Here is a 16,463-nt window from a genome sequence, read left to right as displayed (position 1 = left end):
GTCCCCCTCGCTTTGGGCCTGGGATGTTCATACGACCCGATTTGGCCGACGTTCGGGTTGACCGGACGGACGTACGGCGGATCTCAGCCACAGCACAGGTTTTGGCCCGTACGGTGTGCCCATGCCTTCCGCGCTGCCGTCCCGGCTCCGCCGTGCCCGCCACCGTGTCCTGTCCGGAGCGACCCGATCCGGGACGCCGTGAAGGGCCGATTCGGCCGGCGTCGGCTCGGCGCGTCAGCCCTGGTCGTGGCGTTACTCGCCGCCGTCGTCGGCTGGGCGGTCTGGCCCGAGCAGGACTCCTTCCGGACCGAGAACCGGTTGCTGAGCCTCAAGTCCGGCCCGGACGGCAACCAGGCCGTCGACATCGACACGACCTTCTACCTGCCGGAGGGGGCCAGCGCGGACCGGCCCGTACCGGCGGTGCTGCTCGCGCACGGCTTCGGCGGGACAAAGGATTCGGTCCGCACCGACGCCGAGGACCTGGCCGGGCAGGGGTACGCCGTGCTGGCGTACACCGCGCGGGGCTTCGGACGCAGCGGCGGCGAGATCCACCTCGACAGCCCCGACTTCGAGGTACGTGACGCCGCCCGGCTGCTCGACTGGCTCGCCGCCCGGGCGGAGATCCGCACCGACGCGGCGGGTGACCCCCGCGTCGGCGTCGTCGGCGGCTCGTACGGCGGCGGCCTCGCCCTGCTGCTCGCCGCGGCGGACCCCCGGGTCGACGCGATCGTTCCGATGATCACCTGGCACGACCTGGCCGCCTCGTTCCTGCCCGAGTCGAGCGGCCGACCCACCCTGGACGGGGTGTTCAAGAAGGGCTGGGCCGGCATCTTCTTCGGCAGCGGCGGCAGCGGCCCGGGTGGGCTCGGCGGCCCCGCCGCCGGCACCGTCCCCGGCGCCGTCACGGGTACCGAACCCGCCCCGGGTATCGGGCCGGGCACCGGTCCCGGTGCCGGCGCGCCGAACCCCGCCTGCGGGCGGTTCGCCGCCGACGTCTGCGCCGCCTACCTGGAAATCGCCACCACCGGGCGCGCCACCGAGCAGGCGGTCGCACTGCTGCGCCGCTCCAGCCCAGCCGGCGTACTCGACCGGATCAAAGCGCCGACGTTGCTGATCCAGGGCGAGGCCGACACGCTCTTCCCGCTCTCCGAGGCGGACGCGAACGCGCGGGGCATCGCCGCCGCCGGCACCCCGGTCCGGGTCGCCTGGTTCACCGGTGGCCACGACGGCGGGGCCGGGCCCCAGACCGACCAGGACCGGACCAAGTTCCTCACCGTGCAGTGGCTCGACCACTACGTACGCGGCGACGGGGCCGATCCCGGCACCAGCTTCACCTGGTCCCGGCTGGCCGGCTTCGACGCGCTGGACCGGGGCCTGGTCGCCACCGGGTTCCGGACCGCCGACTACCCGGGGCTGACCGGCACCGACACCGCGGCCGGGGGCGGCATCCGTACGGTCACCGTCGCCGGACCGCCGCAGCAGATCGCCAACCCGCCGAACGGCAACCCGGCAGCGATCTCGACCGTGCCCTTCGCCGGGGTGCTCTCCAGTGTGGTCGGCGGGGTCGCCGGCGACCTGCCTGGACAGCACGCCCGGTTCGTCACCGAGCCGCTCGCCGAGCCGGTGGACGTGGTCGGGTCGCCGACCGTCTCGGTCCGGGCCGCCTCGCCGACCGGGGAGGCGGTGCTCTTCGTCAAGCTCTACGACCTCGGCCCGGACGGTACCGCCGAACTGCCCAGCGGGCTGATCGCACCGGTCCGGCTGAGCGGCCTCCCGGCCGACCTGGCCGGTGCGGCGCCGGTCCGGGTGACCCTGCCGGGGATCGTGCACCGGGTCGAGGCCGGGCACCGGCTCGCGCTGGTGGTCGCCACCTCCGACCAGGGTTACGCCACCCCGGTCGCACCGGCGGTCTACTCGGTCGGTCTCGGCGGTGACCAGATCACCCTGCCCACGGTGGCCGGGGAGCCGATCGCCACCACCGGTGTGCTGTGGCGCTGGGCGCTGGCCGCGCTGCTCGCCGCGATCGTGGTCGGGCTCGTCGTGGTCCTGCTGGTGGTCCGCCGTCGGCACCGTCGCCACGACACCTCGGTCACCGCCGAGTACGCGGACATCCCGCTGGTGATCAGGGGACTGCGCAAGGAGTACGCGGACGGTTTCGTCGCCGTCTCCCGGGTCGACTTCGAGGTGCACCGGGGGCAGGTGGTGGGCCTGCTCGGCCCGAACGGTGCCGGCAAGACCACCACCCTGCGGGTGCTGATGGGGCTGACCCAGCCGACCGCGGGTGAGATCCACGTCTTCGGGCACCGGCTCGTTCCCGGTTCGCCGGTACTCTCCCGGATCGGCGCACTGGTCGAGGGGCCCGGCTTCCTACCGCACCTGACCGGGATCGCGAACCTGCGCTCGTACTGGCGGGCGACCGGGCGACCGCTCGCCGACGCCCACTTCGACGAGGCGATCGAGATCGCCGGGCTCGGTGACTCGATCCACCGCCGGATCAAGACGTACAGCCATGGGATGCGGCAGCGGCTCGCCATCGCCCAGGCCATGCTCGGCCTGCCCGAACTGCTGGTGCTGGACGAACCGACGGACGGGCTCGACCCGCCGCAGATCGCCGAGATGCGCCGGGTGCTGCGCCGGTACGCCACCGGTGGCCGGGCGGTGCTGGTCTCCAGTCACCTGCTGGCCGAAGTGGAGCAGTCGTGCACCCACGCGGTGGTGGTCAACAAGGGCGTCATCGTCGCCGCCGGACCGGTCGAGGAGATCGTCGGCGAGTCGCCGAGCGTGCAGTTCGACGTCAGCGACCCGGTGGCGGCGCGGGCCGTGTTCAACCGCCTCGACGGGGTGCGGGTGCTGTCGAACGGTGACGGGACGCTGGTGGTGGACGTCGACGGGACCGCCCGCAGTGAGGTGGTCGCCGAGCTGGTCCGGGCCGGGGTCGGGGTGGACCGGGTGATGCCGCGACGGCGCCTGGAGGACGCGTTCCTCGCCCTGGTCGGCGAGAACTCGCGGGGGAGCGGGGACCGATGACGATGGCCGACTCTCCGGGAAGCGGGGCCGCCGACATGGCCGGTACGGACCAGATGACCGTTGCCGGTGCGGGCGCCGCGCCGGGTTACCGGCCGGGGGCGACACTGTCGGTGGTGACCGAGTGGCGCCGGCAGTTCGCGCGTCGACGTACCCAGTTGACCCTGGCCGCGATGGTGCTGCTGCCGCTGATCGTCCTGATCGCGTTCCAGTTCAACGCGGGTGGCGACGACGACAACGGCAACGGCGAGTTCGCCAGCCTGATCGACCTCGCCACCAGCGGTGGACTGAACTTCGCCCTGTTCTGCCTCTTTGTGTCGGCGTCGTTCCTGCTGGTCGTGGTCGTCGCGCTGTTCTGCGGCGACACCGTGGCCAGCGAGGCGAGCTGGGGGAGCCTGCGGTACCTGCTGGCGGTGCCGGTGCCCCGGGCCCGGCTGTTGGCGGTGAAGCTGGTGGTAGCGCTGGCGTACTCCGGGTTGGCACTGTTGCTGCTGGTCGGGACCGCGCTGCTGCTCGGCACCCTGCGTTACGGCTGGGAGCCGTTGAGCAGCACCGTCGCGGCCCAGATCCCGGCCGCCGAGGGGCTGCTGCGGCTGCTCGGCATCGTCGGTTACCTGGCGGTGGCGCTGCTGGTGGTGGCGGGACTGGCGTTCCTGCTCTCGGTCTCCACCGACGCGGCCCTGGGCGCGGTCGGCGGCGCCGTACTGCTCTGGATCCTCTCCAGCATCCTGGACCAGATCGAGGCGCTCGGCGTGGTGCGCGACTTCCTGCCGACCCACTACAGCACCGCCTGGCTGGGGCTGCTCTCCACGCCGGTGCAGACCGACGACGTGGTACGCGGCTGCATCTCGGCGATCAGCTACGCCACCATCTTCTGGAGCCTCGCGTTCTGGCGCTTCACCCGCAAGGACGTGGTCAGCTAGCCGCTGCCCACGTACCCGATGGATGTTCCGGGCCGTGCTCCGCGCGGCACGGAGCGTGGGGTGTGGGTCACAAGGGGCGGCGGGTGCTGGGCCGGAGGCGGGTTCACCCGTAGGATCGGGCACACAACTGAATACCTCATCCAGAGGGGCAGAGGGATACGGCCCGATGAAGCCCCGGCAACCACCCGCCGGCTCGATGACGAGCCGGGCGAGGCAGGTGCCAAGTCCGTCCCCGCCGCACCGTGCGGTCCAGGGGAAAGATGAGAGGACGGCATCGCATGACTGCGACCCTCGGCGAAACCCAGACTCCCACCAGCGGTGAAACCTCGGCCAACCCGGCGCGTGCGCTGGTCTGCCGGGGCTGCGGCGCGCAGTACCCGCTGATCGCCCAGCATGCCTGTTACGAGTGTTTCGGCCCGCTTGAGGTCGCCTACGACCAGGACGCCCTGTCCAAGGTCACCCGGGCCGACATCGAGGCGGGCCCGCAGAACATCTGGCGGTACGCAGCCCTGCTCCCCGCCGGCCAGGACCCGGCCACCCGGGTCACCCTCGACCCCGGCCTGACCCCGCTGGTAGCCGCCCCGCACCTCGCCGCCGAACTGGGCATCACCGCGCCGCTCTGGGTCAAGGACGACAGCGCCAACCCCACCCACTCGTTCAAGGACCGGGTGGTGTCGGTCGCGCTCACCGCCGCCCGGGGCCTCGGCTTCAGCCGGTTCGCCTGCGCCTCCACCGGCAACCTGGCCAACTCGGTCGCCGCGCACGCGGCCCGCGCCGGCGTCCCGTCGATCGTCTTCATCCCCGCCGACCTGGAACAGGGCAAGGTCATCACGACCGCGGTGTACGGCGGCGACCTGGTCGCGATCGACGGCTCGTACGACGACGTGAACCGGCTCTGCGGCGAACTGGTCGAGACCGACGAGTTCGAGGACACCGCGTTCGTCAACGTGAACGTCCGGCCGTACTACGCCGAAGGGTCCAAGACCCTGGGGTACGAGGTCGCCGAACAGCTCGGCTGGCGCATCCCCGAGCAGGTGGTCATCCCGATGGCCAGCGGTGAGCTGCTCACCAAGGTCGACAAGGCGTTCAGTGAGCTGGTCGAGATCGGCCTGGTCGAGGCGCCGGCCAACGGCTGGAAAGTCTTCGGCGCCCAGTCGGCCGGTTGCAACCCGATCGCGACCGCCCTGCACAACGACACCGACACCATCGTTCCGGTGAAGCCGACCGGGATCGCCAAGTCGCTCAACATCGGCGACCCGGCCGCCGGCCTGTACGCACTGGAGGCGGTGCGGCGTACCGGCGGCTGGATGGAGTACGCCGACGACGACGAGATCCGCGACGCGATCCGGCTGCTCGCGCGTACGACCGGTGTGTTCGCCGAAACGGCGGGCGGGGTGACCGTTGCCTGCCTGCGCAAGCTGGTGGCGAGCGGGCGGCTCGACCCGACCGCCGAGACGGTTGTCTACAACACCGGCGAAGGGCTGAAGACCATCGACGCGGTGGCGTCGCTGGTCGGTCCGACGTACCGGGTGAAGCCCTCGCTGAAGGCCGCCCGTGAGGCGGGCCTGCTGGGCTGAGCCGGCCTGTCCGCCGGTCTGCCCCTCCGCCGGTCTGCCCGTCCGGCCATGTCGGCAACGACGGCTGACGGCCGCCCGCTTGCCGGGAGCGTGCCGTCAGCCGTTCGGACGGGGCAAGTCCGCTGACCGGTGGATGTGTCCGATGCGCTGGGTAGTTGCCGATTTGCCACCCGTTAGCAAAAGACCCCGGCAAGGGCTTGACGTCGCGAATCGGGCGACGCAAAATGCTCCGTGCGGGAGGACGCATCGCCGTAGACTTTTCAAGCTCTTACGACCCGACGCCGGAGGCGTTGTGCGAGCGTCCTCCCGACCAACGTCGGCGGAGCTGAGCGGAACTAATTCGCTCGCGTTCCTCGTACGGGCCGGGCACCCTCGGGAACATGGACACCGCCGCCACCCCCGTAGGCATCGCCGTCACCCCACTCGACGTCGCCGACGACCTTGCGGTCGAGCAGGCGTACGCGATTCGGTCCGCAGTCATCGCGGCCGACCTGCCCGACTTCCCCCCGCTCTGTCGCCAACGGTTCCTCGGCCAGCTACGCCATCCCATGCCCGGCGAAGAGGACCGGTTCGTCCTGGCCCACCTCGACGGTCGCCCGGTCGGCTACCTCGCCATCGAACTCCCGCAGCTGGAGAACACCGAGAACGCCTCGATCGACATCGAGGTGCTGCCCGAGTACCGGCGTCGCGGCGTCGGGCGGGCACTCTTCGAGTACAGCCTGCGTACCCTCCGTGAGCTGGGGCGTAAGCGGCTCAACACCGTCTCGGTCGACGTACTGCCCGGCCAGCCGCCCCGGGAGGACCCCGCCGCCGCGTTCGCCGCCTCGGTCGGCGCGAAGAACGCGCTGGTCGACGTCCGGCGGCGGCTCGACCTCACCGCCCTGGACCAGTCGCACCTCGACGAACTGCTCGCCGACGCCTGGGGACGGGCCGACGGCTACTCGCTGGTCCGCTGGATCGGCAGCGCGCCCGCCGAGTACCTCGACGACATCGCGTACCTCGACGGTCGGTTGGTCCAGGACGCCCCCCTCGGTGACCTGGAGTGGGAGGCGGCGAAACCGGACGGGGAACGGATTCTGGCGGTCGACGCGGCGCTGGCCGTACGCGGGCGCCGTCTCTACAGCAGCGGGTTGCGCCACGACGGGACCGGTCGGCTCGTCGCCTGGACCATGATCGACGTTGGTGCGACCCCGTCCTGGCACGCCTTCCAGCAGATCACCATCGTCGACCCGAACCACCGCGGGCACCGGCTCGGCACCATCGCCAAGATTGAAAACCTGCGGTGGACCCTTTCCCACGAACCCGAACTCCGGGTCATCGACACCTGGAACGCGGGAGTCAACGACCACATGATCTCCATCAACGAGGCGATCGGCTTCCGCCCCGCCGACTCCTGGAACAACTGGCAACTAACCCTCTAACCCCCACCCCTCCCCCCACCCCCACCCCCTCGCCGATCTAGGAGAGATCGCTGCCGCTAGGGATCAACTAGCGCTGATTTGCCCTAGATCGACGCGCGGGGGTGCGGGGAGGGGGCGGGAGGGTAGGGGGCGGGGATGAGCTGGGGCATGATGGCGGGATGACGGAGACCCCGCATCCCCTCTACGCCACGCACGCCGACACCCTCGCCCGGGCGCTGACCGCGATCACGGAGCGTGCCTACTGGTCGGCCTTCCCCGAATCGCCCAGCCCCCGGGTGTACGGCGAGACCGCCGCCGCCGAGGGGGAGGCGGCCTACCGCTCCTACCTGGACGCCGACTTCCCGCTCGACCAGCCCGGCACCCAGGGACGGGTGGCGACCGAGGCCAGTCCGTTCGGCTTCGACCTCGGCGTGCGCTACCCGCACGGCGACCTCGACGCGATGATCGCCGCCGCCACCGCCGCGCTGCCGAGCTGGCGTGACGCCGGACCGCAGGCCCGGGCCGGCGTCTGCCTGGAAATCCTGGCCCGGCTGCACCGGCACATCTTCGAGCTGGCCAACGCCGTACACGCGACCAGCGGGCAGGCCTTCGTGATGGCGTTCCAGGCCGGCGGGGCGCACGCCCTCGACCGGGCCCTGGAGGCGATCGCGTACGCGTACGCCGAGATGACCCGGCACCCGGGCAGCGCCGAATGGGAGAAGCCGGCCGGCAAGGGCGACCCGCTGCGGATGGTCAAGACGTTCCACGTGGTGCCCCGGGGTGTGGCGCTGGTGATCGGCTGCAACACCTTCCCGACCTGGAACTCGTACCCCGGTCTGTTCGCCTCCCTGGTCACCGGCAACCCGGTGGTGGTCAAGCCGCACCCCGGCGCCGTGCTGCCGCTGGCGATCACCGTCCGGTACGCCCGCGAGGTGCTCGCCGAGGCCGGGTTCGACCCCAACCTGGTGCTGCTCGCCGCCGAGGAACCGGGCGAGAAGCTCGCCACCACGCTGGCGCTCCGCCCCGAGGTCCGGATCATCGACTTCACCGGCTCCACCGAGTACGGCGACTGGCTGGAGAACAACGCCCGACAGGCCTCGGTCTACACCGAGAAGGCCGGCGTCAACACCATCGTGATCGACTCGACCGACGACTTCGCCGGCATGTGCCGCAACATCGGTTTCTCGCTGACCCTCTACAGCGGACAGATGTGCACCACGCCGCAGAACATTCTGATCCCGGCCGCCGGCATCGACACCGACCAGGGGCACAAGACCTTCGACGAGGTCACCGCCGGAATCGCCGGTGTCGTCGGCAAGCTCACCGGTGACCCGGCACGGGCCGTCGAGCTGACCGGTGCGATCGTCAACGACGGCGTACTCGGCCGGTTGGACGAGGTGGCCGGGGTCGGCGAAGTGGTGCTCGCCTCGCGTACGGTCGCGCACCCCACCTATGCGGACGCGGTGGTCCGTACGCCGGCCATCGTCCGGCTCGGCGCGGACGACGCGCAGACGTACGGCCGGGAGTGGTTCGGGCCGATCTCGTTCACGATCTCCACCGACTCCACCGCGCACAGCCTGGAGATCCTGCGGAAGACCGTGGGAGCGCAGGGCGCCCTGACCGCGGCGGTCTACGCCACCGACGAGAAGGTGCTCGACGCGGCCGAGGCGGCGGCGCTTGACGCCGGGGTCCACCTCTCCTGCAACCTCACCGGTGGCGTCTTCGTCAACCAGTCGGCGGCCTTCTCCGACTTCCACGCCAGCGGCGCCAACGCGGCGGCGAACGCCGCCCTGACCGACGGCGCGTATGTCGCCAACCGGTTCCGCGTAGTCCAGTCCCGCCGCCACATCTGAGGTGTAAGGAAGGGCCCCTTGTTATCGCATTCTGTATAGGAAGGGGCCCTTCCTAACACCGCTGGTGCGGGGAACCGGCGGTGACGTTCAGGCGCGGCGGCGCATCTGGAGTTCGGTCAGGGCGGGTACGCGGGGATGCGGAACCCGTACGCCGGTGTCGACAAAGCCGAGCCGCTGGTAGGCCCGGAGCGCGCGATCGTTGCCGACCACCACCTCCAGCATCAGCTCCGGCCGTCCGGCGGCCCGGGACCAGACCGCCACCTGCTCGATCAGGTCCGCGAGCAGACCGGTGCCCCGTCGAGTCGGGGTGACGTAGACGGCGAAGATGACGGTGAGCCCCGGCTCGGTGGGGACCGCATGCCCGCCGGCGTGCCCGACGAATGGTCCGGCGGCGGGCGAGAGTTCCCGGGCGGGCGGCAGTTCGGCGACGAAGGCGGCTATGTCGCTGCCCGAAGCGTTCTGTCGGACCCGGTTGGCGTACTCGGCGTGTGGGCGGGCCGCCGCTTCGGCGACCGTTTCCAGGAAGGCCAGTGGCGCGTCGGCGAGCATCTCCAGCCGTAGCGCCCGCATCCGTGCGGCATCAGCCGATTTGATCCGCCGGACCCGCGGTCGATCGGCCGGGCCGGCGTCGGAGCCGTGGCTGCCCGCGCCGGGGCCGCCGCTGGCGGGACCGGGAGCTGTCGGAGTGGGGCTTGCCATGGTGGTGGGCGCGTCGGGCGGTGCACTAGCGGCGAATGCCGGCAGGCTGGTCATCAGGCATGCCTACCCCGCCGGGCCACCACCGGCAACCGGTTTGGCGATCAACCGTGGCGCACCCGTCCGGGGATACATGATCAATTGTACGACGTAAAGACGGTCGACGATGCAGAGTTAATCGCCGGGGGCGGTTGTGGAGCCGTCCCTGCTGTCCCTTTTGGGGTAGTGCACCAGCGTCGGACCTCGTGTAGCGTGCGATTTCGGTTGCTGATTTGGTGGACCGATATGGGTTCGGCGAGTTGGCGGCCCCGGCCGGCGTACGTCGGCACGGGGGTTGCGACCCAGCACGATCGAAGTGAGGAAGTGCACCGTGGCACAGGGCACCGTCAAGTGGTTCAACAGCGAAAAGGGCTACGGCTTCATTGCGGTCGATGGCGGGCAGGACGTATTCGTCCATTTCTCCGCGATCGAGATGGACGGCTACAAGGCGCTCGACGACGGGCAGCGGGTGGAGTTCGAAATCGCGCAAGGCCAGAAGGGCCCGCAGGCCGAGAAGGTGCGCCTGCTCGCCTGAGTGTCGGTCTCCGACCGACCAGTCGTCTGGCTGATCGAATACGACCGGTAGCGACAGCCGGATTTCGATTCGACGGGGCGTCGGCTTCCCGGGAGTGCGGCGTCCCTGTCATCGCCCGTTCGAACGGGACGTTCCGTGGTTGTGCGCGCCCCGGTGCCGACAGGCGCCGAGCCCTGTCTGCCGGGCTCGCGGGCGACACCCGATCCTCGTACGTTGGGCCTGTGTAGTGTCCGGGTCTGCCTCTGTTGTGCCTTTGTGAACTCTTTGCGTGAGTTCTTCCGCCCAGGTCTCCCCGATGTTCACCCTCGCGTCGCTCACCCGCCAGCGTTCGCGGTGGCGTGCCCTGCGACCCGCCCGGCGAGAGTGCGTGTGAGCCGGCCCTCCGTGGAGATCTCCCTGGTCGATGCCGTGCTCGGTGCGCCGCCCGCGCGTTTTCGACCACGCTCGCTCTGGCCCACTCGCTTGCACTCGCCATGGGAGAGTGCTAAACAAGTGATTGGCACTCGCGCGGTGTGAGTGCCAGAAGGTCGGGGCGGTTAGGGCCACGGTCGCGCAACCGGAAGCGGGGGCGGGGCGGATGGCCGGTCGTCGCGGGCTGTCCGGCCCGACCGACGGACGTCACTGCCGCCTAGCGCGCGGGAGTCGGTCCGGTGTGATCGTTGTCGGATCATGCCGCGCGCCAGCGCAGTGGTGACGTCCGAAGGTGCGTAGTCAGGCGGCCGATCCGGGACAACCGGCTCGGGCGGCCGTGAGTGTCCAGGAGGACAACGCCGTATGGCCAAGATCATCGCGTTCGACGAAGAGGCCCGCCGTGGCCTCGAGCGGGGCATGAACCAGCTCGCCGACGCCGTCAAGGTGACGCTCGGCCCCAAGGGCCGCAACGTCGTGCTCGAGAAGAAGTGGGGTGCCCCCACCATCACCAACGATGGTGTGAGCATCGCCAAGGAGATCGAGCTCGAGGACCCCTACGAGAAGATCGGCGCTGAGCTGGTCAAGGAGGTCGCCAAGAAGACCGACGACGTTGCCGGTGACGGCACGACGACGGCGACCGTCCTGGCCCAGGCGCTGGTCCGCGAGGGCCTGCGTAACGTCGCGGCCGGCGCGAACCCGATGGCCCTGAAGCGGGGCATCGAGGCCGCTGTCGCCGCCGTGGCGGAGGAGCTGGCCAAGCTCGCCAAGGACGTCGAGACCAAGGAGCAGATCGCCTCGACCGCGTCGATCTCCGCCGGTGACACCACCGTCGGCGAGATCATCGCCGAGGCGATGGACAAGGTCGGCAAGGAAGGCGTCATCACCGTCGAGGAGAGCAACACCTTCGGGCTCGAGCTTGAGCTCACCGAGGGTATGCGCTTCGACAAGGGCTACATCTCGCCCTACTTCTGGACCGACCCGGAGCGGATGGAGGCCGTCCTCGACGACCCCTACATCCTGATCGTCAACAGCAAGATCGCTTCGGTGAAGGACCTGCTGCCGATCCTGGAGAAGGTCATGCAGTCGGGCAAGCCGCTGCTGATCATCTCCGAGGACGTCGAGGGCGAGGCGCTCGCCACCCTCATCGTCAACAAGGTTCGGGGCACCTTCAAGTCCGTCGCCGTCAAGGCTCCGGGCTTCGGTGACCGTCGCAAGGCCATGCTGACCGACATCGCGATCCTCGCCGGTGGCGCGGTCATCAGCGAGGAGCTGGGCCTCAAGCTCGACGGCATCGGCCTCGACATGCTGGGCCGCGCCCGCAAGGTCGTGGTGACCAAGGACGAGACCACGATCGTCGACGGTGCCGGTGACGCCGACCAGATCCAGGGTCGGGTCAACCAGATCCGTGCCGAGATCGAGAAGAGCGACTCCGACTACGACCGCGAGAAGCTGCAGGAGCGCCTGGCCAAGCTGGCCGGCGGTGTTGCGGTGATCAAGGTTGGCGCGGCCACCGAGGTCGAGCTCAAGGAGCGCAAGCACCGCATCGAGGACGCCGTTCGCAACGCGAAGGCGGCCGTCGAGGAGGGCATCGTCCCCGGTGGTGGCGTCGCGCTGGTGCAGGCCGGCAAGACCGCCTTCGACAAGCTGGACCTCGCGGGTGACGAGGCGACCGGTGCGACGATCGTCAAGATCGCGCTGGACGCCCCGCTGCGCCAGATCGCCGTCAACGCCGGCCTTGAGGGTGGCGTCGTGGTGGAGAAGGTGCGCAACCTGGAGGCCGGCCACGGCCTGAACGCCGCGAACGGTGAGTACGTCGACCTGCTCAAGGCCGGCATCATCGACCCGGCCAAGGTGACCCGGTCAGCGCTGCAGAACGCGGCCTCGATCGCGGCCCTGTTCCTGACCACCGAGGCAGTGGTGGCGGACAAGCCGGAGAAGAACCCGGCCCCGGCGGCTGCGCCGGGCGGCGGGGACATGGACTTCTGAGTCCAGACACTCCCGAAGGGGGCGGGCCGCGCGAGCGGTCCGCCCCCTTCGTCGTCCGCGTCAGGTCGGCAGACGTCGCTGATTGCGTTGCTTGTCCGCGCGGGAGAACGGCTTCCTGATCTGGATCGGGGCGTCGACCATTTCCAGTGGTTCGTCGGACGGCAGTTCGTCCGGTCCATCCATTTCAGCCCGCTGGTCCGCGTCGCCGTAGTCCAGGCGATGTACCGGCGTTTCGGCGGGGACCTCCGCGGCCATCCGAGCCCAGGCGGCCGCAGGGAGATCGTCAGTCGGTTCGTCGTCCTTCGCCATGATTTCCTCCTTTGCTCAAACGGTAGGAGGCAGGCGAGGGACAGTGCTGAGAAACGGCACTATAAACGGATATCTCCTATTCGCCCCTTTCGGGCTATTCCGTTAGAGCTGCTTGCGGTACAGGAAGAAGACCCGCTCGATCCGGGCGCCCGAGTTGCTGGCATAGAACGGCACCGGACCGACCCAACCGATCTCGGCACGCTCGTGCCCAGCCGCCCGCTGATCGGCCAGACAACGGCGCAACAGCACCCCACCGATACCCAGGCCCTGCGCGGCCGGCGCCGTACCCATCGGACCGAACCAACTCGGCCGGGACGAGCCGTACGCGGCGAACCCGAGCACCTCCACCGCCGCCGCCCCGACCTGCGGGGAAGTGGACTCGTCGCTGCCGGGAACCGCCCCGTCCCCGTTACCGTCGACGGCCGGGTCACCGTCACCCGACGCGTCAGAACGACTCTCCACAGTGGCCGGAACGCGGTCCCGTACGGCGATGTGGCAGCCGGCGCCGGTCCTGCCGATCGAGTCGGCCACCTCGCCGCCCCAGCCCACGCCGAACGTCTCCCGGGCGAACTCGACCAGCATGGCGGCATCGTCCGGCTCCGCCCGACGTACCGTGATGCCCTGGTCGGCCAGGCGCTGCTCGGCCGTCGACGTGCTGCGCAACGCCGGCGACGCGTCGTACGACAGGTCCGCCGTCATGTTCCAGGCGATGTTCTCCTGCTCGTAGCCGAGCGCCATCGCGGCGCAGACCGCCGGGGTGTAGCGCACGTCGATGCCGGGCCAGGCGTAGTGCGGCGGGTTGCCCGCGAGCAGCACCTCACCGGCGCCGAGCCCGGAGAGCGCACCCTCGATCCGGGCCAGCAGCGCCCGCCCGATCCCCTGACGGCGGTGGGTCGGATGCACCGCGATCAGGTCTACGTGGCCGAGCGACGGGTCACGGTGGGCGATCGAGCCGAGCACAACACCGACGGTGGCGGAGCCCACGACGGCCACAAAACCGACCGTACGGCGCCGGATCGTCGCACCCGGCAGAGTGGTGGTGTCGCGTAGCCGGGCGACGATCACCGGGGCCTCCGCCGCGTCGTCCGGCAGGTCCAGCGCCTCACCGCAGAGGGTCACCACCGCGGGTACGTCGTCCTCGGTCAGCTCGATGATCGAAAAATCGTGATCCACGACTGCCGACCCTAAGACATCACGGCCCTGACCCGGTGCCCGGACCGTTCCCGCCGACCGGTTAGGAAGGGCCCCTTCCTATACAAAAAGCGATAACAAGGGGCCCTTCCTTACCCCAGGGCGGCGTGGACGGCGGCTGGGGCGTTGAGGAGGCCAGCGCCAGCGGAGTTGCTGTCGGGGCCGCAGGCGGCGGCGGTGGCATTCGCGCCGGGGAGTGAGACCGGGGTGGCGGTGTCACGCAGGATCTGCCTGGTGCGGTCCAGGTCGCCGATGAGCGCCGGGTTGGCCGACCACATCAACGCCACCACGCCGGCCACGTGCGGGGTCGCCATCGAGGTGCCGCTGAGGGCCTCGTACCCGCCGCCCGGCATCGCCGAGAGAACGTCGGCGCCCGGCGCGACCAGGTCGGGTTTCGGGGCGCCGCCAATCGCCGGACCACGGCTGGAGAAGGGGGCGACCCGCCGGTCCCGGTCCACCGCGCCAACCGTGAACACATCGGCGTACGGCGCGGGCGGGTCGTCGATGGAGGCGCAGCGGGGACCGGTGTTGCCGGCGGCGGCGGTGAAGAAGATCCCGGCGGCGGCGAAGGCGGCGGTGGCCGGGCGGAGCGCGCCGGCGTCACAGCCCTCGACCGGGGGACAGCCCCACGAGTTGGTCAGCACCTGCGGGGCCCGGTCCGGCCGGCCGTCGGTGAACGGGTCGCCGCCGGTGGGGAAGGGGGCCAGCATGAACTGGAGGCAGTCCAGGTAGTGGGCGGGGTTGCCGAGGTTGCGGTCGAGATTGACGCAGCCGATCCAACTGGCCCCGGGGGCGACGCCCACGTTCTCGTCGCCGACGGCCGAGGCGAGCGTGTGCGTACCGTGGCCGCCGCTGTCACTGGGGAAACGGGTGCCGTTCCACGGGTCGTACCAGGAGTCGTCGCCGCCCCGGAAACCGTCGACGAGAGCCGGGTGGTGACCGTCCACTCCGGAGTCCGAGCTGCCGACCACGATTCCGGACCCGTCCACCCGTAGCTGTGCCCAGACCTGGTCCGCGCCGATCTGGGTGAGGTTCCAGGACGGTACGGTCGGCGCCGTACCGCCACTGTGGTGGGTCGACGCGGGCGCCGGCAGTGGCCGCAGGTCCTGGCTGATCAGCACCCGGTCGACGTCGTCGCGGCGGGAGAGCCAGCCGCGTACGACCGGTCCGCCGGTCACCTCGATCGCGTTGACCAGGTAGTAGGGCCGGTACGCCAACCCCCAGCGGTCGAGTTCGTGGCGCAGGTCCGCCTGGGCACGAAGCGCCGTGCCGACGAGCCGGCGGTGGACCTCGCGTACCCGTTCGGGCTGGCCGGTCGCTCCGGTGGGTCCGGCCATCAGGTCGTCCAGGGGCGCCTGCTCCTTCAACACCACGAAGAGTCGTTCCCCGTACCAGCCCGGTTGGCCGAGGCCCAGGTAGATGCCCCCGGCGGCGAGCACCAGCACCACGGTGACGGTCGCCGCCACCGCACGGCGCGGGACGCCGGCCCGTACCCGGCCGAACGCCAGGCCGTAGCCGAGGCCGGCGAGGAGGGCGATGGCGAGCGAGGCACCGGCGGCGAGCGCTGTCCAGTACGGCACGTCCCGGGTGGTGGCGAGCAGGATCGAGATCTCCTCCGGGTCGACCAGGGCCAGGGGGCCGACCGCAGCGAGCCCGACCAGCCAGCCGGTCGGCGCCGATCCGGCCAGGTGGCCGAGTCGGCGGAGCGCGGCGACGGTGAAACCGGCCGGGGGGAGGACGAGCAGCGCGGCGAGCTGGCTGCCGCCGGGGCCGGTCCCGCCCGCGACCAGGAGCAGCGCGACACCCGCGACCAGACCGCCGAGCAGCACGAGCCGGGCCGCACCAGCGGGTCGGCCATCGGCGTGGCGTTCGTACCCGGCCCAGAAGTCCTGGTCGAGCAGTGTGGTGGCGAACCAGCCGAGGGCGGCGGCGGAGGTGAGTGCCAGTGCGCTCTCCAGCCGGCCGCCGAGGGCGCCGAGCCAGAGCCAGGGCAGGAGCAGGGCCAGCCCGGCGGCGATCGCCAGTCCGGTGCCGATCAGGGCGGGTTCCCGTTCCGGCCGGTCGGGGCGGTGGGCGCGTCGACGTACGAGTGTCGCCGCCAGCGTGGCGACCACGGTGAGGGCGGCCAGGTAGCCCTCCTGGTGGACCAGGGGGATCGCCCGGAGCAGGCCGAACACGCCGAGCGCGAGCGCGCCGACCAGCCAGACCCGCCCGGTCGCCCGAACGGTCGCCGAACGGGGGAGGAGGGCGAGCAGCCCGGCCGGTACGCCGACCAGCACGGCGTTCGCCAGCCCGGTGACCGGCCACACCCACGCCGGCAGCGAGACCCCGCCGACCAGCAGCAACTGTTCGATGGACCAGCCGGTGAGCTGGGCGCCGACGGTGACCGCGACCGCCCAGCAGCCGATCAGCACGGCCGCGACGACCGGCCATGGCCCGCCACCGGCGTGGACCGGTACGGCGTGGAACGGTGGGGGAGCCGGTTCGTCGGCGGGCTGCGCGGGTCCGACCTGCATGCC

At 70.9% G+C, this 16,463-nt stretch carries 11 protein-coding genes and 1 riboswitch; of the genes, 7 read left to right on the top strand and 4 right to left on the bottom strand.

Features of this window, described 5'->3' with window-relative positions:
* Positions 1-186: 186 nt before the first annotated feature.
* The 5 genes from BDK92_RS15885 to paaN all read left to right on the top strand — a co-directional run bounded on the left by BDK92_RS15885 (position 187) and on the right by paaN (position 8,777).
* Positions 187-3,027, top strand: coding sequence for an alpha/beta fold hydrolase (locus tag BDK92_RS15885; protein WP_121162215.1), 2,841 nt, complete (start codon positions 187-189; stop codon positions 3,025-3,027).
* A 2-nt stretch (positions 3,028-3,029) separates the two neighbouring features.
* Positions 3,030-3,947 (top strand): ABC transporter permease, encoded by a 918-nt coding sequence (locus BDK92_RS15880; protein WP_121157419.1) that lies wholly within the window; start codon positions 3,030-3,032, stop codon positions 3,945-3,947.
* A gap of 133 nt (positions 3,948-4,080) precedes the next feature.
* Positions 4,081-4,214, top strand: a riboswitch (SAM riboswitch).
* An 11-nt stretch (positions 4,215-4,225) separates the two neighbouring features.
* Entirely contained in the window at positions 4,226-5,524 is a 1,299-nt protein-coding gene (gene thrC / locus BDK92_RS15875; RefSeq protein ID WP_121157418.1) for a threonine synthase, read from the top strand.
* Between the two features lie 380 nt (positions 5,525-5,904).
* Complete coding sequence (locus tag BDK92_RS15870) at positions 5,905-6,945, top strand: GNAT family N-acetyltransferase (RefSeq protein WP_121157417.1); 1,041 nt, start codon at positions 5,905-5,907, stop codon at positions 6,943-6,945.
* Positions 6,946-7,103: 158 nt separating this feature from the next.
* Complete coding sequence (gene paaN / locus BDK92_RS15865; protein ID WP_121157416.1) at positions 7,104-8,777, top strand: phenylacetic acid degradation protein PaaN; 1,674 nt, start codon at positions 7,104-7,106, stop codon at positions 8,775-8,777.
* Between the two features lie 87 nt (positions 8,778-8,864).
* Here the strand turns inward: paaN and BDK92_RS15860 are convergent, their stop codons facing one another.
* Positions 8,865-9,347, bottom strand: a complete 483-nt coding sequence (locus BDK92_RS15860; protein ID WP_246017532.1) for a GNAT family N-acetyltransferase — start codon at positions 9,345-9,347, stop codon at positions 8,865-8,867.
* A gap of 496 nt (positions 9,348-9,843) precedes the next feature.
* Here BDK92_RS15860 and BDK92_RS15855 point away from each other — a divergent pair, with 496 nt between their 5' ends.
* Together BDK92_RS15855 and groL are read left to right on the top strand one after the other, a co-directional pair.
* On the top strand, positions 9,844-10,047 hold the full coding sequence (locus BDK92_RS15855; protein WP_121157415.1) for a cold-shock protein: 204 nt from the start codon (positions 9,844-9,846) through the stop codon (positions 10,045-10,047).
* Between the two features lie 774 nt (positions 10,048-10,821).
* On the top strand, positions 10,822-12,444 hold the full coding sequence (gene groL / locus BDK92_RS15850; protein ID WP_121157414.1) for a chaperonin GroEL: 1,623 nt from the start codon (positions 10,822-10,824) through the stop codon (positions 12,442-12,444).
* Between the two features lie 60 nt (positions 12,445-12,504).
* Here the strand turns inward: groL and BDK92_RS15845 are convergent, their stop codons facing one another.
* The 3 genes from BDK92_RS15845 to BDK92_RS15830 all read right to left on the bottom strand — a co-directional run bounded on the left by BDK92_RS15845 (position 12,505) and on the right by BDK92_RS15830 (position 16,460).
* On the bottom strand, positions 12,505-12,753 hold the full coding sequence (locus tag BDK92_RS15845; protein ID WP_425462236.1) for a hypothetical protein: 249 nt from the start codon (positions 12,751-12,753) through the stop codon (positions 12,505-12,507).
* A 102-nt stretch (positions 12,754-12,855) separates the two neighbouring features.
* Complete coding sequence (locus BDK92_RS40325; protein WP_246017056.1) at positions 12,856-13,926, bottom strand: GNAT family N-acetyltransferase; 1,071 nt, start codon at positions 13,924-13,926, stop codon at positions 12,856-12,858.
* 110 nt (positions 13,927-14,036) lie between these two features.
* Positions 14,037-16,460: a S8 family serine peptidase gene (locus tag BDK92_RS15830; RefSeq protein WP_121157413.1), complete on the bottom strand. Its 2,424-nt coding sequence runs from the start codon at positions 16,458-16,460 to the stop codon at positions 14,037-14,039.
* Positions 16,461-16,463: the final 3 nt, after the last annotated feature.

It is taken from the genome of Micromonospora pisi (assembly GCF_003633685.1).
GTDB lineage: Bacteria > Actinomycetota > Actinomycetes > Mycobacteriales > Micromonosporaceae > Micromonospora_G > Micromonospora_G pisi.
This window is presented reverse-complemented; position numbering and strand designations above follow the sequence as displayed.

Coding starts and splice junctions, on each gene's coding strand:
- BDK92_RS15880 (WP_121157419.1), top strand. CDS start 3,030: ATGGCCGACTCTCCGGGAAGCGGGGCCGCCGACATGGCCGGTACGGAC.
- thrC (WP_121157418.1), top strand. CDS start 4,226: ATGACTGCGACCCTCGGCGAAACCCAGACTCCCACCAGCGGTGAAACC.
- BDK92_RS15870 (WP_121157417.1), top strand. CDS start 5,905: ATGGACACCGCCGCCACCCCCGTAGGCATCGCCGTCACCCCACTCGAC.
- paaN (WP_121157416.1), top strand. CDS start 7,104: ATGACGGAGACCCCGCATCCCCTCTACGCCACGCACGCCGACACCCTC.
- BDK92_RS15860 (WP_246017532.1), bottom strand. CDS start 9,347: ATGCGGGCGCTACGGCTGGAGATGCTCGCCGACGCGCCACTGGCCTTC.
- groL (WP_121157414.1), top strand. CDS start 10,822: ATGGCCAAGATCATCGCGTTCGACGAAGAGGCCCGCCGTGGCCTCGAG.
- BDK92_RS15845 (WP_425462236.1), bottom strand. CDS start 12,753: ATGGCGAAGGACGACGAACCGACTGACGATCTCCCTGCGGCCGCCTGG.
- BDK92_RS15830 (WP_121157413.1), bottom strand. CDS start 16,460: ATGCAGGTCGGACCCGCGCAGCCCGCCGACGAACCGGCTCCCCCACCG.